The sequence below is a fragment of the Saccharopolyspora sp. CA-218241 genome (assembly GCF_050954615.1).
Lineage (GTDB): Bacteria > Actinomycetota > Actinomycetes > Mycobacteriales > Pseudonocardiaceae > Saccharopolyspora > Saccharopolyspora cebuensis.
In genome coordinates this window covers 328,506-350,313 of sequence record NZ_CP191860.1, presented here as the reverse complement: position 1 = coordinate 350,313, position 21,808 = coordinate 328,506, and the positions used below count along the sequence as shown (strand labels likewise).

General features: G+C 74.2%; 16 protein-coding genes and 1 pseudogene. 4 read left to right on the top strand and 13 right to left on the bottom strand.

Translation table 11 applies throughout. The annotated features are described in order from the left end of the window. Window positions 1-108: 108 nt before the first annotated feature. From topA to ACQP0T_RS01815, 4 genes are all read right to left on the bottom strand, one after another. Window positions 109-2,994: a type I DNA topoisomerase gene (topA, locus tag ACQP0T_RS01830; RefSeq protein WP_433870997.1), complete on the bottom strand. Its 2,886-nt coding sequence runs from the start codon at window positions 2,992-2,994 to the stop codon at window positions 109-111. A gap of 296 nt (window positions 2,995-3,290) precedes the next feature. Then, window positions 3,291-3,785 carry a hypothetical protein gene (locus ACQP0T_RS01825; protein ID WP_433870996.1) on the bottom strand — a complete coding sequence of 165 codons (495 nt, stop codon included), beginning with the start codon at window positions 3,783-3,785 and terminating at the stop codon, window positions 3,291-3,293. 11 nt (window positions 3,786-3,796) lie between these two features. Next, window positions 3,797-4,777, bottom strand: a complete 981-nt coding sequence (locus tag ACQP0T_RS01820; RefSeq protein ID WP_433870995.1) for a hypothetical protein — start codon at window positions 4,775-4,777, stop codon at window positions 3,797-3,799. Window positions 4,778-4,934: 157 nt separating this feature from the next. Next, the gene (locus ACQP0T_RS01815; RefSeq protein ID WP_433873567.1) at window positions 4,935-7,238 is read right to left on the bottom strand and encodes a sodium-translocating pyrophosphatase; all 2,304 of its coding nucleotides are present in this window, start codon (window positions 7,236-7,238) and stop codon (window positions 4,935-4,937) included. A 603-nt stretch (window positions 7,239-7,841) separates the two neighbouring features. Between ACQP0T_RS01815 and ACQP0T_RS01810 the strand changes: the two genes are divergently transcribed. Next, on the top strand, window positions 7,842-10,172 hold the full coding sequence (locus ACQP0T_RS01810) for a DEAD/DEAH box helicase (RefSeq protein ID WP_433873566.1): 2,331 nt from the start codon (window positions 7,842-7,844) through the stop codon (window positions 10,170-10,172). 90 nt (window positions 10,173-10,262) lie between these two features. Here ACQP0T_RS01810 and ACQP0T_RS01805 read toward each other — a convergent pair whose 3' ends face one another. The 9 genes and pseudogenes from ACQP0T_RS01805 to ssd all read right to left on the bottom strand — a co-directional run bounded on the left by ACQP0T_RS01805 (window position 10,263) and on the right by ssd (window position 17,131). Beyond that, window positions 10,263-10,448, bottom strand: a complete 186-nt coding sequence (locus ACQP0T_RS01805; RefSeq protein WP_433873888.1) for a hypothetical protein — start codon at window positions 10,446-10,448, stop codon at window positions 10,263-10,265. Between the two features lie 35 nt (window positions 10,449-10,483). After that, window positions 10,484-10,906: pseudogene (locus ACQP0T_RS01800) on the bottom strand (bifunctional DNA primase/polymerase); the annotation flags it as partial. A gap of 260 nt (window positions 10,907-11,166) precedes the next feature. Beyond that, window positions 11,167-11,514 carry an Rv3654c family TadE-like protein gene (locus ACQP0T_RS01795; RefSeq protein WP_433870994.1) on the bottom strand — a complete coding sequence of 116 codons (348 nt, stop codon included), beginning with the start codon at window positions 11,512-11,514 and terminating at the stop codon, window positions 11,167-11,169. 170 nt (window positions 11,515-11,684) lie between these two features. Next, entirely contained in the window at window positions 11,685-12,257 is a 573-nt protein-coding gene (locus ACQP0T_RS01790; RefSeq protein WP_433870993.1) for a TadE family type IV pilus minor pilin, read from the bottom strand. After that, window positions 12,257-12,619: a DUF4244 domain-containing protein gene (locus ACQP0T_RS01785; protein WP_433870992.1), complete on the bottom strand. Its 363-nt coding sequence runs from the start codon at window positions 12,617-12,619 to the stop codon at window positions 12,257-12,259. Before ACQP0T_RS01785 ends, ACQP0T_RS01790 begins: the two co-directional genes overlap by 1 nt. Window positions 12,620-13,333: 714 nt before the next feature. After that, window positions 13,334-14,053 (bottom strand): type II secretion system F family protein, encoded by a 720-nt coding sequence (locus ACQP0T_RS01780; protein ID WP_433870991.1) that lies wholly within the window; start codon window positions 14,051-14,053, stop codon window positions 13,334-13,336. Next, entirely contained in the window at window positions 14,050-14,856 is an 807-nt protein-coding gene (locus tag ACQP0T_RS01775) for a type II secretion system F family protein (RefSeq protein ID WP_433870990.1), read from the bottom strand. The genes ACQP0T_RS01780 and ACQP0T_RS01775 overlap by 4 nt, the downstream gene beginning before the upstream one ends. Continuing rightward, window positions 14,850-16,031, bottom strand: a complete 1,182-nt coding sequence (locus ACQP0T_RS01770) for a TadA family conjugal transfer-associated ATPase (RefSeq protein ID WP_433870989.1) — start codon at window positions 16,029-16,031, stop codon at window positions 14,850-14,852. The genes ACQP0T_RS01775 and ACQP0T_RS01770 overlap by 7 nt, the downstream gene beginning before the upstream one ends. Further along, complete coding sequence (gene ssd / locus ACQP0T_RS01765; protein ID WP_433870988.1) at window positions 16,031-17,131, bottom strand: septum site-determining protein Ssd; 1,101 nt, start codon at window positions 17,129-17,131, stop codon at window positions 16,031-16,033. Before ssd ends, ACQP0T_RS01770 begins: the two co-directional genes overlap by 1 nt. Before the next feature lie 386 nt (window positions 17,132-17,517). On the opposite strand from ssd, the gene ACQP0T_RS01760 reads away from it, so the two are divergent. The 3 genes from ACQP0T_RS01760 (at window position 17,518) to ACQP0T_RS01750 (ending at window position 21,806) form a co-directional block, all read left to right on the top strand. Continuing rightward, complete coding sequence (locus ACQP0T_RS01760; RefSeq protein ID WP_345359105.1) at window positions 17,518-18,357, top strand: HAD family hydrolase; 840 nt, start codon at window positions 17,518-17,520, stop codon at window positions 18,355-18,357. Between the two features lie 441 nt (window positions 18,358-18,798). After that, complete coding sequence (locus ACQP0T_RS01755) at window positions 18,799-20,583, top strand: glycoside hydrolase family 3 protein (protein WP_433870987.1); 1,785 nt, start codon at window positions 18,799-18,801, stop codon at window positions 20,581-20,583. Next, a complete protein-coding gene (locus ACQP0T_RS01750; protein ID WP_433870986.1) occupies window positions 20,580-21,806 on the top strand; it encodes an exo-beta-N-acetylmuramidase NamZ family protein in 1,227 nt (408 codons plus the stop codon). Before ACQP0T_RS01755 ends, ACQP0T_RS01750 begins: the two co-directional genes overlap by 4 nt. Window positions 21,807-21,808 lie beyond the last annotated feature (2 nt).

The window sequence follows — 21,808 nt, the reverse complement described above, 5'->3', positions numbered from 1 at the left end:
GAACCTCAGCGGTGCCGGTTGCATGCCCCACCGCAAAGCGGCTCCGCCGCTTGGTGAACGAACCCTCGCTGGGGGCAAGGGTGCCCCTCACTCGGCAAAGCGCACCGGTCAGGAGGTCTTGGACGAGCTCGCCTTCGACTTGGAGCCCGACGACTTGGCGCCCGTGGACTTCGAGCCGGTCGACTTGGAGGTCGACTTCGACGCCGTCGACTTCGAGCCCGTGGACTTCGAGCTCGTCGACTTGGTGCTGGTGGACTTCTTCGCCGGGGCCTTCTTGGCGGGCGCCTTCTTCTTCGCCGGGGCCTTGGCCCGGCGCTCGGCCAGCAGCTCCACCGCGCGGTCCATGCTCAGCGAATCCACCGCGTCGCCCTTGCGCAACGACGCGTTGGTCTCCCCGTCGGTGACGTACGGGCCGAAGCGGCCGTCCTTGATGACCAGCGCCTTGCCGGTGTCCGGCGCCTCGCCCAGCTCGCGCAGCGGCGGCGCGGCGGCCCGCCTGCCGCGCTGCTTGGGCTGGGCGTAGATCTTCAGCGCCTCGTCGAGGGTGATCGTGAAGATCTGCTCCTCGGTCTCCAGCGAGCGCGAGTCGGTCCCCCGCTTCAGGTACGGCCCGTAGCGGCCGTTCTGCGCGGTGATGTCCTCGCCCGACTCCGGGTCGGTGCCCACCGTGCGCGGCAGCGACAGCAGGCTCAGCGCGTCGTCGAGGGTGATCGTGTCCAGCGACATGGACTTGAGCAGGCTGCCGGTGCGCGGCTTGGACTTGTCGCCCTCGGGCAGCACCTCGGTGACGTACGGGCCGAAGCGGCCTTCCTTGGCGAGCACCTCGTGCCCGGTCTCCGGGTCGGTGCCCAGGCTGCGCCCCTCCATCGGGGTGGCGAACAGCTTCTCCGCGATCTGCACGGTGAGCTCGTCCGGCGGCAGGTCGTCGGGCAGGTTCGCCCGCTGCGAGGACTCGTCGGCCAGCGCCCGCTCCAGGTACGGCCCGTAGCGGCCGACGCGGACGTAGACGGTGCGGTCCTCCTCGTCGGTGAACATGGGGATCGAGTTGATCTCGCGCGGGTCGATCTCCTCGACGCCGGAGCCGACCAGCTTCTTCAACCCGCCCGCGCGGCCGATCGAGTCGTCCGGCCCGACCTCGCCGCCGAAGTAGAAGCCGGACAGCCAGCGGGTGCGCTGCTGCCTGCCCTCGGCGATCCGGTCCAGCTCGTCCTCCAAGGCGGCGGTGAAGTCGTAGTCCACCAACCGGCCGAAGTGCTTCTCCAGCAGCCCGACCACCGAGAACGCCACCCAGGACGGGACCAGCGCGGAACCCTTCCGCCACACGTAGCCGCGGTCCTGCACGGTGCTGATGATCGACGCGTAGGTGGAGGGGCGGCCGATGCCCAGCTCCTCCAGCGTCTTGACCAGGCTCGCCTCGGTGTAGCGGGGCGGCGGGTTGGTGCTGTGGCCGTCCGCCGAGAGCTCCGGCGCGGTGACCGGCTGGTCCTGCACGAGCTGCGGCAGCCGCGACTCCGCGTCGTCTGCGACCCCACCGGCCTCCGAGTCCACCGACTCGACGTAGGCCTTGAGGAACCCGGCGAAGGTGATGGAGCGGCCCGAGGCGGCGAACGTGCACTCCTGGCCGTCGGCGGCGGTGCCGGTGATCCGCACCGACATCGTGGTGCCCTTGGCGTTGGCCATCTGGGAGGCGATGGTGCGCTGCCAGATCAGCTCGTAGAGCTTGAAGCCGTCGACGTCGCGGTCCAGCTCGGCGGCCACCTGGCCCGGCGTCCGGAAGCTCTCCCCCGCCGGGCGGATCGCCTCGTGCGCCTCCTGGGCGTTCTTCACCTTGCGGGTGTACTGGCGCGGCTGCGGCTCCAGGTACCGCTCGCCGTAGAGGTCGCTGGCCTGGTTGCGGGCCGCCAGCAACGCCGTCTCGGACAGCGTCGTGGAGTCGGTCCGCATGTAGGTGATGTAGCCGTTCTCGTACAGCCGCTGCGCCGTCTTCATCGTCCGGTCGGCGGAGAAGCGCAGCTTGCGGCCCGCCTCCTGCTGGAGCGTGGAGGTCATGAACGGCGGGTAGGGCTTCCGCGTGTAGGGCTTCTCCTCGACGCTGGAGACGTGCAGCCGCGCCTCGGCGAGCCCCTCGGCCAGCGCGCGCGCCGCGGTCTCGTCGAGCAGCCGCACCTCGTCGCTCTTGAGCCGCCCGTCCGGGCCGAAGTCCCGGCCGGTGGCGAGCTTCGCGCCGTCCACGCTGACCAGCCGCGCGCCGAAGCGGCGCGGTTCGGCGTCCTCGCCGGCGTCCATCGTCGCCGAGATGTCCCAGTAGTCGGCGGTGACGAACTTGATCCGCTCCCGCTCGCGCTCCACCACCACGCGGGTCGCCACCGACTGCACCCGGCCCGCCGAGAGCTTCGGCATGACCTTCTTCCACAGCACCGGGCTGACCTCGTAGCCGTAGAGGCGGTCGAGGATGCGCCGGGTCTCCTGCGCGTCGACGAGGTCGTGGTCGAGGTCGCGCGGGTTCGCGGCGGCGGCCTGGATCGCGGACTCGGTGATCTCGTGGAACACCATCCGCCGCACCGGCACCTTGGGCTTGAGCGTCTCCATCAGGTGCCAGGCGATCGCCTCGCCCTCGCGGTCGCCGTCCGTGGCGAGGTAGAGCTCGTCGACGTCCTTGAGGGCGTCCTTGAGCTCGGTGACGGTCGGCTTCTTGTCCGGGGGCACCAGGTAGAGCGGCTCGAAGTCCGCCTCGACGTTGACGCCGAGGCGGGCCCACGACTCGCCCTTGTACTTGGCCGGGATCTCCGCCGCCTTGCTCGGCAGGTCGCGGATGTGGCCCCGGGAGGACTCCACGACGTAGTCGGACCCCAGGAAGGACGCGATCTTGCGGGCCTTGACGGGTGACTCGACGATCACCAAGCGCCGACCCCCGGCACCCGCCCCGTTCGAGGCGCCAGAACCCGAAGCCCGGCCAGTACCGCCGTTCTTCTTCGTCCGTGTCGACCCAGCCACTCTTACCCGCTCTCTTCTCGTGGAGGCATCCGGTCCGCGCCCGCCACCAAGTTCCTCAGTGTGCCCCCTGCTCGTCCGATTTCACCGAGCCGGGAAGGCACAGGGTGGCACACAACACGCCCGCACTCGCAGCGCTCGTCTCTAACGAACGTATCGGGTGACGGTCGTGTTCCGTTGCGTGACCTGGCGTGACGTGGGTCAACCTGGTCAGGAGACCAGCGGCCACGTTCGCTCGATCGCACCATCGGGCATCGGACCGACCAGTTCGGCCAGCCTGGCCAGTCGGCGCCGCCCGGTCACCCGCAGCGCCGGCCCCCGGCCCGCTCGCCCACGACCTTCGCCGGCAGCCCGCACCGGTCCAGCGCCGCGAGCAGCGCCGGATGCGTCTGCGGCGCGTGCGGGTCCAGACCCAGCCGGTAGCCCGCCGGGTCGGCGCAGCCCGCGGCCAGCGCCCACAGCCGCAACGCCCAGCCGTCCGGGACGAAGTCCGCCGGGACCGCCTTCACCGCGCCCCGCAGCCACCGGGCGGCCAGCGGCGCGAGGTCCGCGCGGAAGGCCGTGCGGACCAGCGGGCGGCCTTCGTCGGACCGCCCCGGCACCGCCTCGACCCCGCGCTCCGCGCAGGCCAGGACCAGCGACCGCACCCGCCACTCCGCATCGAGCACCGCGGAGACCCGGGCCGCCGCACCCCGGCCGAACGCCACCGCCTGCCCCGGGCCGCACAGCAGTCCGGCGAGGTCCACCACGCGGGGCGTCCTGGCCTCGGCCGCGAAGAAGGACATCTGGCCCACGGCATCCAATGCTAGAACAACAGTTCGACCCTGACCAGGGCTTTCACTATTCCAGGTATTCGACTCACCTTGCTCAGCGGTGCGGGTGGCGGAACCTCAGCGGCCTTCTCGCTCCGGGCGCCCTTCCTCATGTACAACCACGTACACAGCGTCAGGGCGTCCTCGCGAGAAGACCGCTGAGAACCCGCGGCGGTGCAAGCTGCGAGGGTGGCGCAAGGCGGAAGCGGCTTTCGCCGCTTGCCTGACGGGGGTCGGGTTCGGCGCGTGCGTCGGCTGGAAGTGGCTTCGCCGCTTCGCGGTGCGAGGGTCGGGTGGTCCTCGCACCGCTCGGCGTCACCGCGGCGGTTGCTGCGGGGGTTGCTGCGGTTGGGGGGTTGCTGCGGGGGCGGCTGGACCAGCGCGGCGCATTCGGGGGCCTGCTCGGCGGCGGCCTTGAGCTCCGGGTTGGTTTCGAACTGGTGCGCCTCGGCGGCGAGCTGGAGCTTCTCGCCCTTGGCCAGCTCGGCCTGCACCTCGCCCATCCCGGCCTGGAACGCCTGCTGGTTGCTCGCGTCGACCCCTTCCGCCTTCTGCTTGGCGCTGAGCAGGATGTCGCGGGCCTGGACGAAGCCCTGCTCGAAGGAACCGCCGAGCTTCTCGGCACCGGCGACCGGCGTCGGACCCAGCTCGCGGATGCCGCGCAGCGTCTCGTCGGCGTTGGTGGCGGCGGTGTCGATCTGGCTGATCACCGACTGCTTGAACTTGCCGGTGCTGGAGCGGTCCACGCCGGGGAGCTGCTGCTGCGATGCGGTGAAACCGCCGACCAGGCCGCAGAGCTTGCCGGTCCACGCGACGTCCTCGGGAGCCGCCGCCTGGGGACCGGGCCGTTGCTGCTGCTGCTGGGGCGGCTGCTGCTGGGGCGGTGGCGCGGCCTGCTCCCCGCCACCGGCGCATCCGGCGAGCGCGAGCGGGACCGCGGCGAGCACGACGACGGACGCCGAACGGAACTTCATGCATCCTCCTGTGCCTGAGTGCGACACCCGGACGGTCCGGGACCGCCGACTCTCCCGCAACCCGCACCGGACGGTTCCCTCCCGGGGTATGCCCGGCGCGGACGGCGGTGGGGCACCCGGGCGGACCCGGATGCCCCACCGCGCGCACCGGCGACGATCACGCCGATCCGTTGACCATCTTGTCCTCGCTCGGCGATTCCGCGATGGCGGTGCTGCGCCGCTTCGACACCACGATGGCGCCGACGATCACCAGCACGGCGGCCACCGCGATCCCGGCCGAGATGCCGCGCGGCACGTCGTCGGGAACGGTCAGCGCCACCACCGCGGGGGCGATCAGCACCGACACCAGGTTCATCACCTTCAGCAGCGGGTTGATCGCCGGACCGGCGGTGTCCTTGAACGGGTCGCCGACGGTGTCGCCGATGACCGTGGCGGAGTGCGCCTCCGAACCCTTCCCGCCGTGGTGGCCGTCCTCCACGAGCTTCTTCGAGTTGTCCCAGGCACCGCCCGAGTTGGCCAGGAAGATGGCCATCAGGGTGCCGGTCGCGATCGCCCCGGCCAGGTACCCGGCCAGCGGACCGACGCCGAGGCCGAAGCCCACCGCGATCGGCGCCAGCACCGCGAGCAGACCCGGCGTGGCCAGCTCGCGCAGCGAGTCGCGGGTGCAGATGTCCACCACCCGGCCGTACTCCGGCCGCACCGAGCCGTCCATGATCCCCGGGTTGGTGGTGAACTGGCGGCGCACCTCGTAGACCACCGCACCGGCGGCGCGGGACACCGCGTTGATCGCCAGCCCGGAGAACAGGAACACCACGGAGGCGCCGATGATCACGCCGACCAGGACGTCCGGCGCGTAGACGAAGTACTCGTCCACGGCGAGCCCGCCCGCGATGCCGGTCAGCGCCTGCCCGATCGCGTCGGTGTAGGAGCCGAACAGCGCGGTCGCGGCCAGCACCGCGGTGGCGATCGCGATGCCCTTGGTGATCGCCTTGGTGGTGTTGCCGACCGCGTCCAGCTCGGTGAGGACCTTCGCGCCCTCGCCCTCGACGTCGCCGGACATCTCGGCGATGCCCTGCGCGTTGTCGCTGACCGGGCCGAAGGTGTCCATCGCGACGATCACGCCGACGGTGGTCAGCAGCCCGCAGCCGGCCAGCGCGATGGCGAACAGCGCCACCGCCAGCGAACCGGACAGCAGGAACGCGCCGAACACGGCCGCGCCGATGATCAGCGCGGTGAACACGGCCGACTCGAAGCCGACCGACAGCCCGGAAAGGATCACCGTGGCCGCCCCGGTCAGCGAGGACTTCCCGACGTCGCGCACCGGGCGGTGCTCGGTGGCGGTGAAGTAGCCGGTCAGCTTGAGGATCACCACCGCGAGCAGGATGCCGATGATCACCGCGACCAGCGCGATCAGCGCCGGGCTGCCCTCGGTCCGGCGGATCTCCTCGGAGACGCCGGTGAGCGAGGCGAACGAGCTGGGCAGGTAGATCACCGCGGCGGCCGCGCAGAGCACCGCCGAGATCCCGGCCGAGATGTAGAACGACCGGTTGATCGCGGTCAGCGCGCTCTCGCCCGCGCGGGCCTTGGTGATGTAGACGCCGATCACCGCGGTCACCACGCCGATCGCGGGCACGATCAGCGGGAACAGCAAGCCGTGCGCGCCGAACGCGGCGGTGCCCAGGATCAGCGAGGCCACCAGCGTCACCGCGTAGGACTCGAACAGGTCGGCCGCCATGCCCGCGCAGTCGCCGACGTTGTCGCCCACGTTGTCGGCGATCGTCGCGGCGTTGCGCGGGTCGTCCTCGGGGATGTTCTGCTCGACCTTGCCCACCAAGTCGGCGCCCACGTCGGCGGCCTTGGTGAAGATGCCGCCGCCGACCCGCATGAACATCGCCAGCAGCGCGGCGCCGAAGCCGAAGCCCTCCAGCACCCGCGGCGCTCCGCCCGCGTAGACCAGCACCACCAGCGCCGCGCCGAACAGGCCCAGGCCGACCGTGGTCATGCCGACCACCCCACCGGTGCGGAAGGCGACCCGCATCGCCTTCTCCCGGCCGCCCGCGGACTCCCGGGCCGCGGCGGCGACCCGCACGTTCGCCCGGGTCGACAGCCACATGCCGAGGTAGCCGATGGCCGCCGAGAAGGCCGCGCCGAACAGGAAGAAGATCGAGCGGCCGATGCGCTCCCCGGTGTTCTCGGCGGGCAGCGCGAACAGCACCAGGAACACCGCGACGGCGAAGATCGTCAGGGTCCGGAACTGCCGGTTCAGGTAGGCCGAGGCACCTTCCTGCACCGCCTTGGCGATGTCCTTCATCGAGGTGGTGCCCTGCCCGGCGGCGAGCACCTCCTTGATCAGGACGTAGCCGAACGCCAGCGCCGCCAGCGCGATCACCATGACCACGCCGACCACCGCGTAGTCGGCGCCGCCGAGCTCGATGCCGGTGACGTGCTGGGCGAGGTCCATCCGGGTCGAGCCCGGCGGTGCAGCGCCCTGGGCCCAGCCGTGCTGGACCGGGGTGAGCAGGGACATCCGTCCTCCAGGTTTGTGCTCGTTTCAAGGCCGTCGGCGGGCCGACGACGCGCGGTACGGCCTCGCCCGGGGTGACCGCGGCCACCCATGACGACGTCGTGGCCGCGCAGTCTATTCAGGCCACGAGTGGCTTACTTCACGGTGTGATACGCACCTCGTGTCGACGTGGGCTTTTGTTATGGGTTGATCGATTCATCCGACTACTTGATCACCCAAACGAGTCCATCTTGATTTGGCCCGAATGGGTGACGTGAGGTAGTGGGATCGCACTCCGCGACGAAAAGGGCGTCCGAGCCGCCGGACCGCGGGGCCGCCACCCGGCCGCTCGAATCCGCCCGATCGGACGACAGCGATCGGACATGCCGACGTGGGGGCACCCTCAGCAGGGCTTTCGCGCGCCTGTGCGACGCTCGATCGGTGACCGCAGCGGACCAGGGCGCCGACCGTCCGAGCGCCGACCAGCCGGGCGCCAACCAGCCGGGCGCCGGGCGTCCGAGCACCGGGTGCCCGAGCAAGGGGCGACGGCTGCTCGACCGCGTGCTGGCCGGGGTCGCGGCCGGTGAGACGCCGCTGCGCCACGCCGCCCACCTCCCCGGCAACCCCGGGCGCACCGCCGACTGGCCGGAATGGGCGCCGGAGCCGCTGGTCGAGGAGCTGCGCAAGCGCGGGGCCGAACGCCCGTGGAGCCACCAGGCCGCCGGTGCCGAAGCCGCCCGGGCCGGTCGCCACGTCGTCGTCGCCACCGGGACCGCCTCCGGCAAGTCGCTGGCCTACCAGCTCCCGGTGCTGGCACGGCTGCTCGACGACCCGCGCGCCACCGCGCTGTACCTCTCCCCCACCAAGGCGCTGGCCGCCGACCAACTGCGCACGGTGGAGGAGCTGGGGTTCCGCGAGGTGCGCGCCGCCGCCTACGACGGCGACACCCCGCGGGCCGAGCGCGACTGGGCGCGCGCGCACGGCCGCTGGCTGTTCACCAACCCGGACATGCTGCACTTCGGCGTGCTTCCCGGGCACGCCCGCTGGGCGCGGTTCTTCCGGCGGCTGACGCACGTGGTGGTCGACGAGTGCCACACCTACCGGGGCGTGTTCGGCTCGCACGTGGCGCTGCTGCTGCGCCGGTTGCGCCGGATCGCCCGGCACTACGGCGCCGACCCGGTGTTCGTGCTGGCCTCGGCCACCGTCGCCGACCCGGCGGAGCTCGGCGAACGGCTCGTCGGCGCGCCGTGCGAGGCGATCACCGAGGACGGTTCGCCGCGCGGCGCGCGCAGCGTCGCGTTCTGGGAACCACCGCTGCTCGGGGAGATCACCGGGGAGAACGGCGCCCCGATCCGCCGCTCGGCCGGTGCCGAGACCGCCCGGCTGCTGGCCGACCTGGTCGTCGAGGACGCCCGCACGCTGGCGTTCCTCCGCTCCCGCCGGGGCGTCGAGGTGGCCGCGCTGACCGCCCGCCGCGCGCTGTCCGAAGTGGACGAGTCCTTGGTGGACAAGGTCGCCGCCTACCGGGGCGGCTACCTGCCGGAGGACCGGCGGGAACTGGAACGCGCGCTGCTGTCCGGCGAACTGCGCGCGGTGGCCACCACGAACGCGCTGGAGCTCGGCGTGGACATCGCCGGGCTCGACGCGGTGGTCGTCGCCGGCTACCCGGGCACCGTGGCGTCGTTCTGGCAGCAGGCCGGACGCGCCGGGCGGGACGGCGCCGGGGCGCTGGTCGTGTTCGTCGCCCGGGACGATCCGCTGGACACCTACCTGGTGCACCACCCGGCGGCGGTGCTGGACCGACCGGTGGAGGCCACCGTGCTCGACCCGGTCAACCCCTACGTGCTGGAACCGCACCTGGCGTGCGCCGCAGCCGAGCTGGCGCTCACCGAGGCGTGCTTCGACGACTTCGGCGGCGACGCCGCGCGGCGGGCGGTGGCGGCGCTCACCGCCGACGGCGTGCTGCGCCGCCGCCCGCACGGCTGGTTCTGGACCGAGCGGGAGCGCCCGCACCGGTCGGTCGAGCTGCGCGGTGCCGGTGGGACGCCGATCGCGGTCGTGGAAGGGGATTCGGGGCGGCTGCTCGGCACGGTGGACCCGGACTCGGCGTGCGCGACGATCCACCCCGGAGCGGTCCACCTGCACCGGGGCGAGTCGTTCGTGGTCGACGACCTGGACCTGGAGTCGGGGCTCGCGCTGGTGCACGCGGAGAGCCCGGAGTGGACCACCTCGGCGCGCAGCGACGTGGACATCGCGGTGCTGCGCACCGCCGAGCAGTGGCATCCGGGGCCCGGCGTGACGGTGAACCTGGGCGAGGTCGAGGTGACCTCGCAGGTCGTCGGCTTCCTCCGGCAGTTGCCGACGGGCGAGGTCCTGGACCAGGTGCCGCTGGACCTGCCCGCGCAGACGCTGGTGACCCGGGCGGTCTGGTACACGATCAGCGACGAGCTGCTCAACGGCAGCGCACCGGGGGGCGCCGGGCTGGAACCGGCGCGCATCCCCGGTGCGCTGCATGCCGCCGAGCACGCGGCGATCGGCCTGCTACCGCTGTTCGCGACCTGCGACAGGTGGGACATCGGCGGGGTCTCCACCGCCGTGCACGCCGACACCGGGGAGGCAACGGTGTTCGTGCACGACGGTCATCCGGGAGGGTCCGGATTCGCCGATCGCGGCTACGCCGCGCTGGTCCCCTGGCTGGCCGCGACGCGGGAAGCGATCGCTTCCTGCGAGTGCCCGGCTGGCTGCCCGTCCTGCGTCCAGTCGCCGAAGTGCGGGAACGGCAACGAACCGCTGGACAAGGCGGGGGCGGTGGCGGTCCTCGACGCGCTCTCGGCCGTGTTCGGGGGAAGCGGTGCGGGACCGGCTGGGGCCGGCGAACGATCCGGGACGTGAGCACCCACGTGCCCGAGGGGCGTCCCGCCCGTCCGTCCGGCGACCCGGCGCGGTGCCGGTCCCGCGCGCTCGAACTCGACCGAGCAGCCCTCAGCGGGCTGCCGCGACGACTTCCGCCACGTTCTCGTAGTTCCCCCGACCCGCGCGCAGGGCGTCCTGCACGTAGGCCGAGCTGGGCAGTCGCCAGCCGCACACGTCGAGCCCGACCCGCCAGTGCACGGCACCGCCGGGGAAGGCGCTCGGGGCATGGGCAGCCAGCTTCCGGTGCTGTGCCACCGGATTCCGGGAACGTCGGCCAGTTCGGGGAGCATCGTCCGGCCGCCGGAGTGCAGGAAGTACCAGCGCCCGCGCGGTGTGGCGACGATCGGCACCGGAGCGCCGACCATCCGGATGACCCGGGCCGTGCGGCGGCCGAGCTCGGCGTCGACCTCGATCGCCTCGACCGCTCCGCCGGTGGCCACGAGCAAGCTGTAGGGCCGCTCGGACCACCACGACACGACCTGATCGGGGGTCGCGGTCGGTCGTGTCCGCCAGTCCGGGTGGACCGGTACCGGACCTTCGTCGTGGTGACCGGTCCAGCGGTCACCCTCGGGGTAGGTACCGGGCACCACCGACCAGCCCCGGGCGGCGAAGCCGATCGCCTGCACGCGCAGTTCGATCTGGCTGCTACCGAGCCCGGCGGGGTGCTCCGGGATGCCGTGGAAGGTGCTCGACGCCCTCGTCGACCCGTCCATGATGCTTCAGCCTCCTGTTCCCTGGTGAGCGCCGGACGGTGGCGGTTCGGGGCCGCCACCCGGTCCGCCGACCTCGTCGTCACCGGACCTCGGCATCCCGCGCTCACATCTCAACCAACGGCACGAGGGCGCGCCGAGTACACCCCCTATCGACGACCGGTAGCCCAGCCGCGACGAATGAAACCCCGGGGACAGAGCCACCGAAAGATCAACGTGCCGAACGGCGGTTCCGCCCCCGGTGAGCGACGACGTCAGGCCGATCACCCGACGACCGGCCCGGCGCGGGCCCGCGCCGTCACCACCGCCGCGCCGGGCAGTCCGGGCGGCGGCGGAGCCCGGACCTCGACCCGGGCGTGCGATCCGGTGATCGTGCAGGACACCACCGCGGTGCCCATCCCGCGCGCCACCTCACCGGCGCGACCGCACGCGATCGCCGAGCCGTGCGGCGCGTGCGCGGCGGCGGCCAGCGCCGCGAGGTCCGCCGCCCCGGCCGCCCGGTGCCGGACGAGCAGCGCGCCGCACCAGTGCAGCGCGAACCACCCGACCACCACCAGCGCCAGGCACAGGCCCGCCGACAGCGCGGTCGCCGCGCCCTGATCCCCGCTCACGGCACCGCACCGAGCGCTCGCACGGCGCCGGATCACGGCGCGGTCCCGGATCACAGCGCGGCTTCGGGTGCGGCTCCGGCTTCGGGCGCGGTCCCGGGTTCCGGAGCAGCCCCGGTTCACGTCACCGACTGGGCTTGTGGGACCGACTCGGGTCGCGGGGCTGCCCCGGCTCACGGCGCGCTCCCGGGTTCCGGCGCGCTCCCGGGTTCCGGCGCGGTCCCGGGTTCCGGTACGGCTCCGGCCTCCGGTGCCGCCCCGGGTTCCAGGATCGCGACGGCGGTGGCGTGGAGCGTTCGCCCGGGTAGCAGGTCGCCGGGGAACGGGACCGCCACCTCGACGTGGACCCGATCGGCCTCGGTGCGCACCAGCAGTGCGGCACCGGCGGGGGCCAGCGTCCGCACCGCCCTCTCAGCCGCCGGACGATCCCCGCGCGAGAGCAACCGGGCCGCCTCGACCGCCGCGTCCGTGCAGCGGAGCTGGCCTACCAGCATCACCATCCCGGCCAGCAGCAGGGCGAACACGACGGTCACCGTGGCGATGCCCATCGCCGCCTCCACCGTCACCGCGCCACGATCCCGATCGGCGGGCGGCTCCCGCCGGTCGGCATCGGGCTGACCCGCTCGCGGCGCGGCGCGGCTGGGCGCGAACCGGTGCGCAGCGGACCGATCCGGCGGCGGTCGGCGCGCCGGGCGCGGTGCGCCGCGCGCGGTGGCGGCTCCGGCCGGGGCGACGAGCGTCGGCATCACGAACCTCCGCCCTGGAGCCCGCGGTTGATGAGGGCGGCTAGCGCCTCCTTGACCGGATCGCTGGTCACCACGGCGAACAGGACGGAGGCGAAGGCGACCGCCGCGACGGTGCCCATCGCGTACTCCGCCGTGCTCATCCCGCCGTCACCGCGCAGGAGGGCGCGGATCCGCCGCGCGGACGGCATCCTCGGCTTCCGGACCGGTTCGACCGCGGCCGGTGCGCCACCGGTGGTGATGGACGAGGTGGTGGGCGGTCCGAGCCCGCCCGGCACTGGCGGCACCAGCAGCACGAGCAGCATCGCGGCCCCACGGCCGAGCATCGGCAGCGCGTCCCGCGCCACCGCGCGGAACCGCCGCACGACGGCGGTGAGCCACGGGCGCAGGAGGGCGCGGTGTTCGGCGGAGCCGCGCGCGGTCGCCGTGCTGCGACCCCTCGGCCGGACATCCCCGGGTGCGGCGGAGGAGGTGGCGCGAAGATCCCTCCGGCGCCCCGGGAACGTGGTCGGGAGGTGGCTCGCCCACCGCCACGGCGCTGCTCGGCGTCCCGCTCGGTGGTGGACGGTTCCACGTCCCGGCGGCCATCGGCGGGCGGCCCGGGCACGCCCGGGCGGCCGGACGTCCAGCGGTCCGGCCGCCGGTGCTCCGGACGCCCGTGCTCCGGTTCCGGGGAGCGGCTCCCCACCTGGGCGGAGCACGGGCAGCCGCGCCTCCGATGCGCCGGGCGTCGCGGTCCGCCGCTCGGCCGGTCGGTGTTCCCGCGCGGACTGGGCCGTGGTCGTGTTCGTCATGGTGTTCTCCGTTCGGTCGTCGATGCCCAGCGCGTTCGTCCCGCCGGGCGTGCGGTCGTCCTGCTCCGGACCGGTCGGTCGGAGCGGGCCATCAGTCGTGCGGACCGGCGTCTTGTGGTCGAGCCGGACAGGGCTGTTGGTCGTCGTGCCTCCTCGGTCGTCGGGAACGTGCGCTGTGGTCGAGCGGGGTCGGGCGGTCGGTCGTCGTGCCTCCCCTGTCGTCGGGGTCGTGCGTCGTGGTCGCGGTGGTCGCCGTGCCCGGGGCCGAGCGCGGAGCTGCTCCGGTCACCAGTGATCGGCCAGGCGGAGCACCATCCCGAGCACGACGGGCAGCACGCCGAGGCACAGGAAGGCGGGCAGGAAGCACAGTCCCAGCGGGGCCGAGATCCAGACCGACGTGCGCTGCGCCCGGGCCCGGGCCTGCTCCCCCGCCGTCGCGCGGACCCGGGCGGCGAGCTCCGCGGCGACCTCGGCGAGGCCGCTGCCGGTGCGCGCCGTGCGCCGGGCCGCCCGGGCGAGCTCGGCGGTGTCCGGGTCGGCCAGCGCCGGCGCCCAGGCCCGCACCGCGTCGGTGCCCAACGCCAGGTGGTCGGCGACCTCCTGGAGCGGGCGCCGCGCGGGTCCGGCGAGCTCCGCGGCGACCGCGCGCACCACCACGGGCACCGGCAACCCGGCGCGCATCCCGGCGGCGAGCAGGTCCCACGCCGCCGCGAGCGCCAGCGGATCGGTGCCGCGGCGGGTCGCGCGTCCGGCCCACCAGCGCGCCGCGACGGCACCGCAGGCACCGACGCCCAGTCCGGCCACGAGGTCGACGAGGACGGCCGCGGCGGTTCCCGAGGCGGCGACCGCGAGCCAGCACAGCGCCGGTCGGGGCGTTCCCCGCTCCGGGACCGCCGCTGCCGGGCCGCGGCCGTCCGCGGCCAGCGCCCGCAACCGGTTCCGCGCCGGGGCGGAAGGCAGGACCAGGAGCGCACCCGCCGCGAGGAGCAAGGACCAGGTGATCACGGCGGCACCACCGCCTCGGTCAGGCGCGTGGTCCAGGCGATCCCGGCCGCGAGCAGCCCAGCACCGGTGAGCAGCAGGAGCTGCCCGGGAAGGCCGTCGCCGAGGACGGCGAGCGGGGCGGTCCCGACTGCCTCGCCGAGCGCCAGGCCGACCACCGGCAGCGCGGTGAGCACCGCGGCCGTCGACCTCGGGCCGGCGAGCTCGGCCTCCACCTCGCGGCGGAACGCCGCCCGCCGGTCGACGTCCCGCCGCACCGCGTCGACGAGCTCGGCCAGCGCCACGCCGTGCCGATCGGCCAGCGCCCACGCGCGGGACAGCCTCGCCAGCGGGGCGGTGAGTCCGGCCGGGGCGCCGGACTCGGCGAGCGCCTTCGGGACGTCCCCGCCCCACCGGGCGGCGGTGGACATGGCCCGGAACGCGGCGCCGACCGCCGGGTCCGACTCCTGGGCGGCCCCGTCGGCGGCCACCGCGGGATGCGCCCCGGCGCGCAGTTGGGCGACCAGCAGCCGCAGACCCGCGGTGAGCTCGTCGGCCAGTTCCAGCCGGCGGCGGATGCCCCGGCGCGACCGCGCGTACCGCCGGGCGAGCGCGCCGAGCAGCAGCGCGGCGACCGCGCCCGCGGGGCCGAGCAGCAGGAACCCCAGCACCGCCGCGACCGGTATCGGCGCCCACCGCAGCAGGGGGACGGCCGGGCGGCCGGGGCCGGTCGCGCCGGACCCGGTGGCGGCGAGGCGGTCCCGGGCCCGCAGGTCCGGCCAGCACAGCAGGGCGAGCGCGAGGCAGATCGTCGCGGTGATCAGCACGGGGCACCTCCGCGCGACTCCAGCAGCGCCGCGAACTCCGCGCGCGCCGGACCCCACCCCCGATCGGCTTCCCAGACCGGGTTCACCCGGACCAGGTCGTCCTCGCGGCGGAGGAGGCCGATGCCGAGCAGCCGTCGCCCGCGCCCCGGGCTGCGCCCGGTGTGCAGGACGACCTGCACCGCCGCCGCGAGCTGGCTGTGCAGCGCGTCCCGGGGCAGACCGCCGAGCGCGGCCAGCGCCTCCACCCGGGCGGGGACCTCGCGCGGCGAGTTGGCGTGCAGGGTGCCGCACCCGCCGTCGTGGCCGGTGTTCAGGGCGGCCAGCATTTCGCAGACCTCAGATCCCCGGACCTCCCCGACGACGAGCCGGTCGGGACGCATCCGCAGCGCCTGCCGGACCAGGTCGCGCACCCGGACCTCGCCCACGCCCTCGACGTTGGGCGGCCGGGTGAGCAGCCGGACGACGTGCGGGTGCCGGGGGTGCAGTTCGGCCGCCTCCTCAACGCAGACGATCCGCTCCCGGCTGTCGACGGCGCCGAGCAGGGCCGCGAGGAGCGTGGTCTTCCCCGTCGCCGTGCCGCCCACCACGAGGAACGCCAGCCGGGCCGCCACGACGGCGCGCAGGGTCCGGGCGATCTCGTCATCGAAGGCACCGGCGCGGCGCAGCGAGTCGAGGTCGTGCGCGGCCGGGCGCAGCACCCGCAGCGAGACGCAGGTCCCCCGGTCGGCCACCGGCGGCAGCACGGCGTGCAGCCGCACCGCCGAACCGGTCCCGTCCCCCGGGAGCCAGGCATCGACCCACGGTTGCGCGTCGTCGAGCCGCCGTCCGCTGGCGAGCGCGAGCCGTTGCGCGAGCCGGCGCACCGCCTCCTCGTCGGGGAAGCGCACCGGTGCCCGGCGCAGCCCGGCGCCGCGGTCGACCCACACCTCGTCCGGTGCGGTCACCAGGACGTCGGCGACCTCAGGGTCGCGGAGCAGCGGGTCGAGCACCCCGGCGCCGACGAACTCCTGCTGGGCCATCCGGACCGCCGCCAGCACATCGGCGTCGGCGACCAGGCCGCCCGCCTCCTCCCGCACCGCCGTGGCCAACGCGGCCGAGGTGGGTCCGGCGCTGCTGCCGATGGTGCCGCTGCCGATCAGCCGGTGCCGCACCCGTTCGAGCAGTCCGCCGTCCATCACGCCACCTCCTCGGCCCGGACCGGGTCGCTCCGGTCGAGCTCGGCGAGCAGCCGGTGGGCGACCCGGCCGAGTGCGCTGCGGCCGGCGACCGCCCGCAGCCCGCCCCGGTCCAGCGCCCCGGGCAGGCCGGGGTGCGGCCGCAGGTGGGCCAGCGCGGGAACGCCGAGGGCGGCGGCGACGTCCGACGGGCGCAGCCCGCCCGGCGCCGGTCCCCGGACCACCAGGCGCAGCGGGCAGGCCGTGATCTCGCGGACCGAGGCGAGCACCCGGGCCGCCGCCGCGCAGGCGCGGACCTCGGCGGGCACGACCAGGACGACGAGGTCGGCGTGGCGCAGCGCCGCGGCGGCCGGTTCGGACGGCGCCCGGGGCAGGTCGCAGACCACGGTGTCCCCGGCCCGGCGTCCGGCCTCCAGGACGGCGCGGACCGCCTGCGGGGTCAGCCCGGTCGACGGCGCGTCGCGGTCGCAGGCGAGCACCGCGAGGGAACCGCCGCCGACCCGCCGACCGGGCAGGGCCTCGTGCAGCGCGCCCGCCGCGAGCCGTCCGGCCCGCACCGCGAGACCCGACCAGCGCAGGCCGCCGGTCCCCTCGGCGCCGACCGCGAGGTCGAGACCACCGCCCCACGGATCGCAGTCGACGAGCAGCGCGCCGCCGCCCCGGTGGGCGGCGCTGACCGCCGCCGCCCCGGCCAGCACGGACGCACCCGCGCCGCCGCGACCGCCGAGCACCGCGAGCACCCGGCCGTCCCGCGCCGGGGCCGCGTCGGCGGCTTCGGCGAGGAAGTCGATGACCGTCCGCTCGCCCTCGGGCAGGCGGACGACGTGGTCGGCGCCGAGCTCGAAGGCGGCCTGCCAGAGCTGCTCTGCCGGGCCCCGGCAGAGCACCAGGACGCCGCGTCTTCGGGGCGGTCCGAGCGCGGCGACCGCCGCGGCCGCGGCGCCGTCGAGCAGCACCGCGGAGGCGCTGCGCCAGGCGCCGCCGAGCGCGGCGGGATCGCGGGCGTGCTCGGCTTCGGCGCCCGCGGCGGCGGCCAGCCGGAAGACGTCCTCGGCGAGTTCGGGATCGGTGGTGACCAGCAGCGGACGTGCGGAAGACATGGCGGTACCTCGGAGTGTGAGTCGGAATCTCGCGCAGCGCCCTTTCCTCGCGGAATGGCGCTGTTCTTCCACAGTGGCGCGGTCCACTCCCGCCGCCAAGGATCAATTCCAGAATCTGTGGATAACTCCGGCACCTGTGGACAACTCAATCCAAAAAACATTCACGTTTACCAGGCCGGAAAGGCGACGACCCCCGCCAAGGGGGAGGGGCGGGGGTCGTCTTGTCCAGCTCCGGGGGGAGTGAGCTGAACGGTCCGGACAAAAAACCGAACCGTTCTCACCCTAACGCCGCGATCGTCCCCCTCGGGCCGCAATTCGCGAAATGGCACCCGCTTCCGCGGCCGGCCACCGGCGCGGAGCCGACACCACCGCGCCGCCCGGCTCGTATGCTGTGCGGCGTGACAGAGCCCGCGAACCCGACGGCATCCCCCGAACGCCGGGTGGCCGCGTTCTTCGACCTGGACAAGACGGTCATCGCCAAGTCCAGCACGCTGGCCTTCAGCCGACCGTTCTTCCAGGAAGGACTGATCAACCGGCGGGCGGTGCTCAAGAGCGCCTACGCCCAGTTCGTCTTCATGCTGGCCGGGGCCGACGCCGACCAGATGGACCGGATGCGCGCCCACATCACGTCGCTGTGCACCGGGTGGGACGTCGACCAGGTCGGCGCGATCGTCGAGGAGACGCTGCACGACATCGTCGACCCGCTGGTCTACAAGGAGGCCACCCAGCTCATCGCCGAGCACCGCGAGCAGGGCCACGACATCGTCGTGCTCTCCGCGTCCGGGGAGGAGGTCGTCGCACCGATCGCCAAGCTGCTCGGCGCCGCGCACTGGGCGGGCACCCGGATGGTCGTCCACGAAGGCCGCTACACCGGGGAGCTCGACTTCTACTGCTCGGCGGACAACAAGGCCACCGCCGCCCGCGAACTCGCCGCGGCGCACGGCTACGACCTCGACGGGTGCCACGCCTACTCGGACTCGATCACCGACCTGCCGCTGCTGGAGAGCGTCGGTCACCCCACCGTGGTCAACCCGGACCGCGCGCTGCGGCGGGAGGCCGTGCAGCGCGGCTGGCCCGCGCTGGCCTTCGAGCACCCGGTCTCGCTGCGGGCCCGGATCCCCACCCCCTCGCGCGCCGCCGTCACCGCGGCCGGGGTCGGGATGGGCGCCGTCGCGGCGGCGGGCGCGGCCTGGTGGGGAGTCCGCGCCTGGCGGCGGCGCGGCTGACGAATCCCCCGTTCCGGACCCTTGCGGTGACGCGCGTCACGGTCTACAAAGGGGGTACGGACCTCGGTCGGCCAGGGACGCCGCGGAGGAGAAGCGTCGTCCACCCCGCACCGGGCTCCGGGCGCGAACTCCGGGACACCCACGCGGAGCCGCACATAAGGCAGTCGTGCACAGGGTTGCGTCGCGGGACGCCGGACGCCTAGCCCGGAAGTTACGACAACAGGAGCACGCCTGGTACCCCGGGAGTTCGCGCGAGACCACGCAGGGCGCCCGCCGATCCGTCGGCGGGCGCCCTCGCCGTCGGTGACCCGGGGATTTCCGCCCGGGGCACGCCGATCGGCGGCGTTGACCGACCCCTCCCACGTGGGTAACTTGCGAAGCCGACCACCTCCGTGGTGAACCTTCCCCGTCGACGTGGCGGAATCCCCCGAGGAGGCCACCGTGGCCCGATCCGACCGTCCGCGACGCGCCGCCGCCGCCTTCGGCGTCGTCGCCCTCACCTCCGCCGCGCTGACCGCGGGCGCGGGAGCCGAACCACCACGCCCCTCCGGCATCGCCGACACCCTCGCCAAGATGACCTTGGAGGAGAAGGTCGGCCAGCTCTTCGTCACCTACGCCTACGGGGGCACGCCCGACACCGCGCACCCCAGCAACCGCGCGGAGTTCGGCGTGGACACCCCCGCGCAGGTGGTGCAGCAGTACCACCTCGGCGGCATCATCCACTTCACCTGGACCGACAGCCTGCACGAGCCGAGGCAGATCGCGGAGCTGTCCAACGGGTTGCAGCAGGCGGCGCTGTCCTCCGGCGCCGGCGTGCCGCTGCTGATCGGGACCGACCAGGAACAGGGCCTCGTCACCCGGATCGGCGAACCGGCGACCCAGTTCCCCGGCAACATGGCGCTCGGCGCCACCCGCAGCCCCGCCGACGCCGAGCTGGCCGCCGCCATCACCGGCCGCGAGCTGCGGGCGATGGGCCTGAACCAGAACTTCGCGCCGAGCGGGGACGTCAACGTCGACCCGGCGAACCCGGTGATCGGGGTCCGCTCCTTCTCCTCCGACCCGGCCCTGGCGGCCGAGCTCACCGCCGCGCAGGTCCGCGGCTACGAGGACTCGGCCGCCGCGGACCTCGCCGTCTCCGCCTCGGTCAAGCACTTCCCCGGGCACGGCGACACCAGCACCGACAGCCACACCGACCTGCCGGTGATCGACCACGACCGGCAGCAGTGGGAGCGGCTCGACGCGCCCCCGTTCCAGGCGGCCATCACCGAAGGCGTGGACTCCGTGATGACCGGGCACATCAAGGTCCCCAAGCTCGACGACTCCGGGGAACCCGCCACGCTGTCGCCGAACGTGATCACCGGAATGCTGCGGCAGGAACTCGGGTTCCAGGGCGTGGTGTTCACCGACTCGCTCAAGATGGACGGCGTCCGCCAGCAGCACCCGGACGCCCGCATCCCGGTGCTGGCGCTCCAGGCCGGGGTGGACATGATGCTGATGCCGTTCGACGTGCGGGCCGCCATCGACGGCGTGCTGGCGGCGGTGCGCACCGGCGAGCTGACCGAGGAGCGCATCGACCGCAGCGTCACCCGCATCCTGGAGCTCAAGGAGCGGCGCGGGGTGCTGGCCGACCCGTTCGTCGACCCGGCGGCGGTGGGTTCCGCGGTCGGCACGCCGGAGCACCTGGCCCAGGCGCAGCGGATCACCGACCGCTCCACCACCCTGCTGCGCAACGACGCGGGGGTGCTGCCGCTGGCCCAGCCGACGCCGCGGCTGCTGGTCACCGGGGCCGGTGACGGGGCGACCACCGCGCTGGCCGAGTCGATCGACCGGCGGGGGTCGCGGAGCACCGCGCTGCCCACCGGGTTGCGGCCGACGCCGCAGCAGATCGACGAGGCGGTCGCCGCGGCCGGGCGGCACGACCTCACCGTGGTGCTCACCAACGCCGCGTGGAGCGCCGAGAACGCCGCGCAGCTGGACCTGGTGCGGGCGTTGCAGCAGGCGGGCCGCCCGGTGGTGGCGGTCGCGGTGCGCGACGCCTACGACGCCGGGCACGTCGAGGTGCCGACCTGGCTGGCCACCTACTCGGACAAGGCGGTGGCGATGGAATCGCTGGCCAAGGTGCTGTTCGGTGAGATCGCGCCGACCGGTGCGCTGCCCGTCTCGGTGCCCGACCCCGGCCGTCCCGGCCAGGACCGGTACCCGTTCGGCCACGGGCTGACCTGGTGAGCGTGTCCCGGCGGGGGTTCCTCGCCGCCGCCGCGGTCGCCGCCCCCGCCGCCGGGGTGGTCGGTGCCGCACCGGTGGCCGACGGCGCCCCCGCGCGCTCCGGCGCCGACGTGCTGGCCGAGCAGGGGTGGCGGCGGCTCCGGGGGCACCGGATCGGTGTGCTGACGAACCCGACCGGCGTGCTGTCGTCGCTGGACCACGTGGTCGACGCGATGCACGCCGACGGGGTGGACATCGCGGCCGTGTTCGGTCCCGAGCACGGGTTCCGGGGCACCTCGCAGGCGGGCGGTTCGGAGGGCGACCACCGCGATCCGCGCACCGGCCTGCCGGTGTACGACGCCTACGGCGCCGGGGCCGACGAGCTGGCGCGGATGTTCCGCGACGCGGGCGTGGAGCTGGTGGTGTTCGACATCGCCGACGTCGGCGCCCGCTTCTACACCTACATCTGGACGATGTACCGGGCGATGCAGGCCGCGCAGCGGGCCGGGCTCGGCTTCGCGGTGCTGGACCGGCCGAACCCGATCGGATCGCGCACCGCCGGGCCCCGGCTGCTGCCCGGGTTCACCTCCGGCGTCGGCCTGCTGCCGATCGTGCAGCAGCACGGCATGACGGTCGGCGAACTGGCCCTGCTGTTCGAGCACGACCACCTGCCCGCCCCGCTGCCGGAGCTCGACGTGGTGCGGGTCGCGGGGTGGCGGCGGCGCACGGCGGCGACCGGTCTGCCGTGGGTGCCGCCGAGCCCGAACATGCCGACTCCGGACACCGCGGCGCTCTACCCGGGGACCGCGCTGTTCGAAGGCACCGCGCTGTCCGAGGGCCGGGGCACGACGCGGCCGTTCGAAACCATCGGGGCGCCGGGCATCGACTGGCGGTGGGCGGCGGACCTGGGCGCGCTCGACCTGCCCGGGGTGCGGTTCCGGGAGACCTACTTCGTGCCGACCTTCGGCAAGCACACCGGCAAAACCTGCGGCGGGGTGCAGGTGCACCGCACCGGTGAGGTCGACCCGATCCGCATCGCGGTGGCCATGCTGGTGACGGCGCGCCGCCGGTACCCCGAGGTCTTCGGCTGGCGGCCGGACCTGATGATCGACAAGCTCTTCGGCTCGGACCGGCTGCGCCGGATGGTCGACGCCGGAGCGGGCACCGCCGAGATCGTCGGCAGCTGGCAGGACGAGCTCGCCGACTTCCGCGACCAGCGGGAGCCGCACCTGCTGTACCGCTGAGC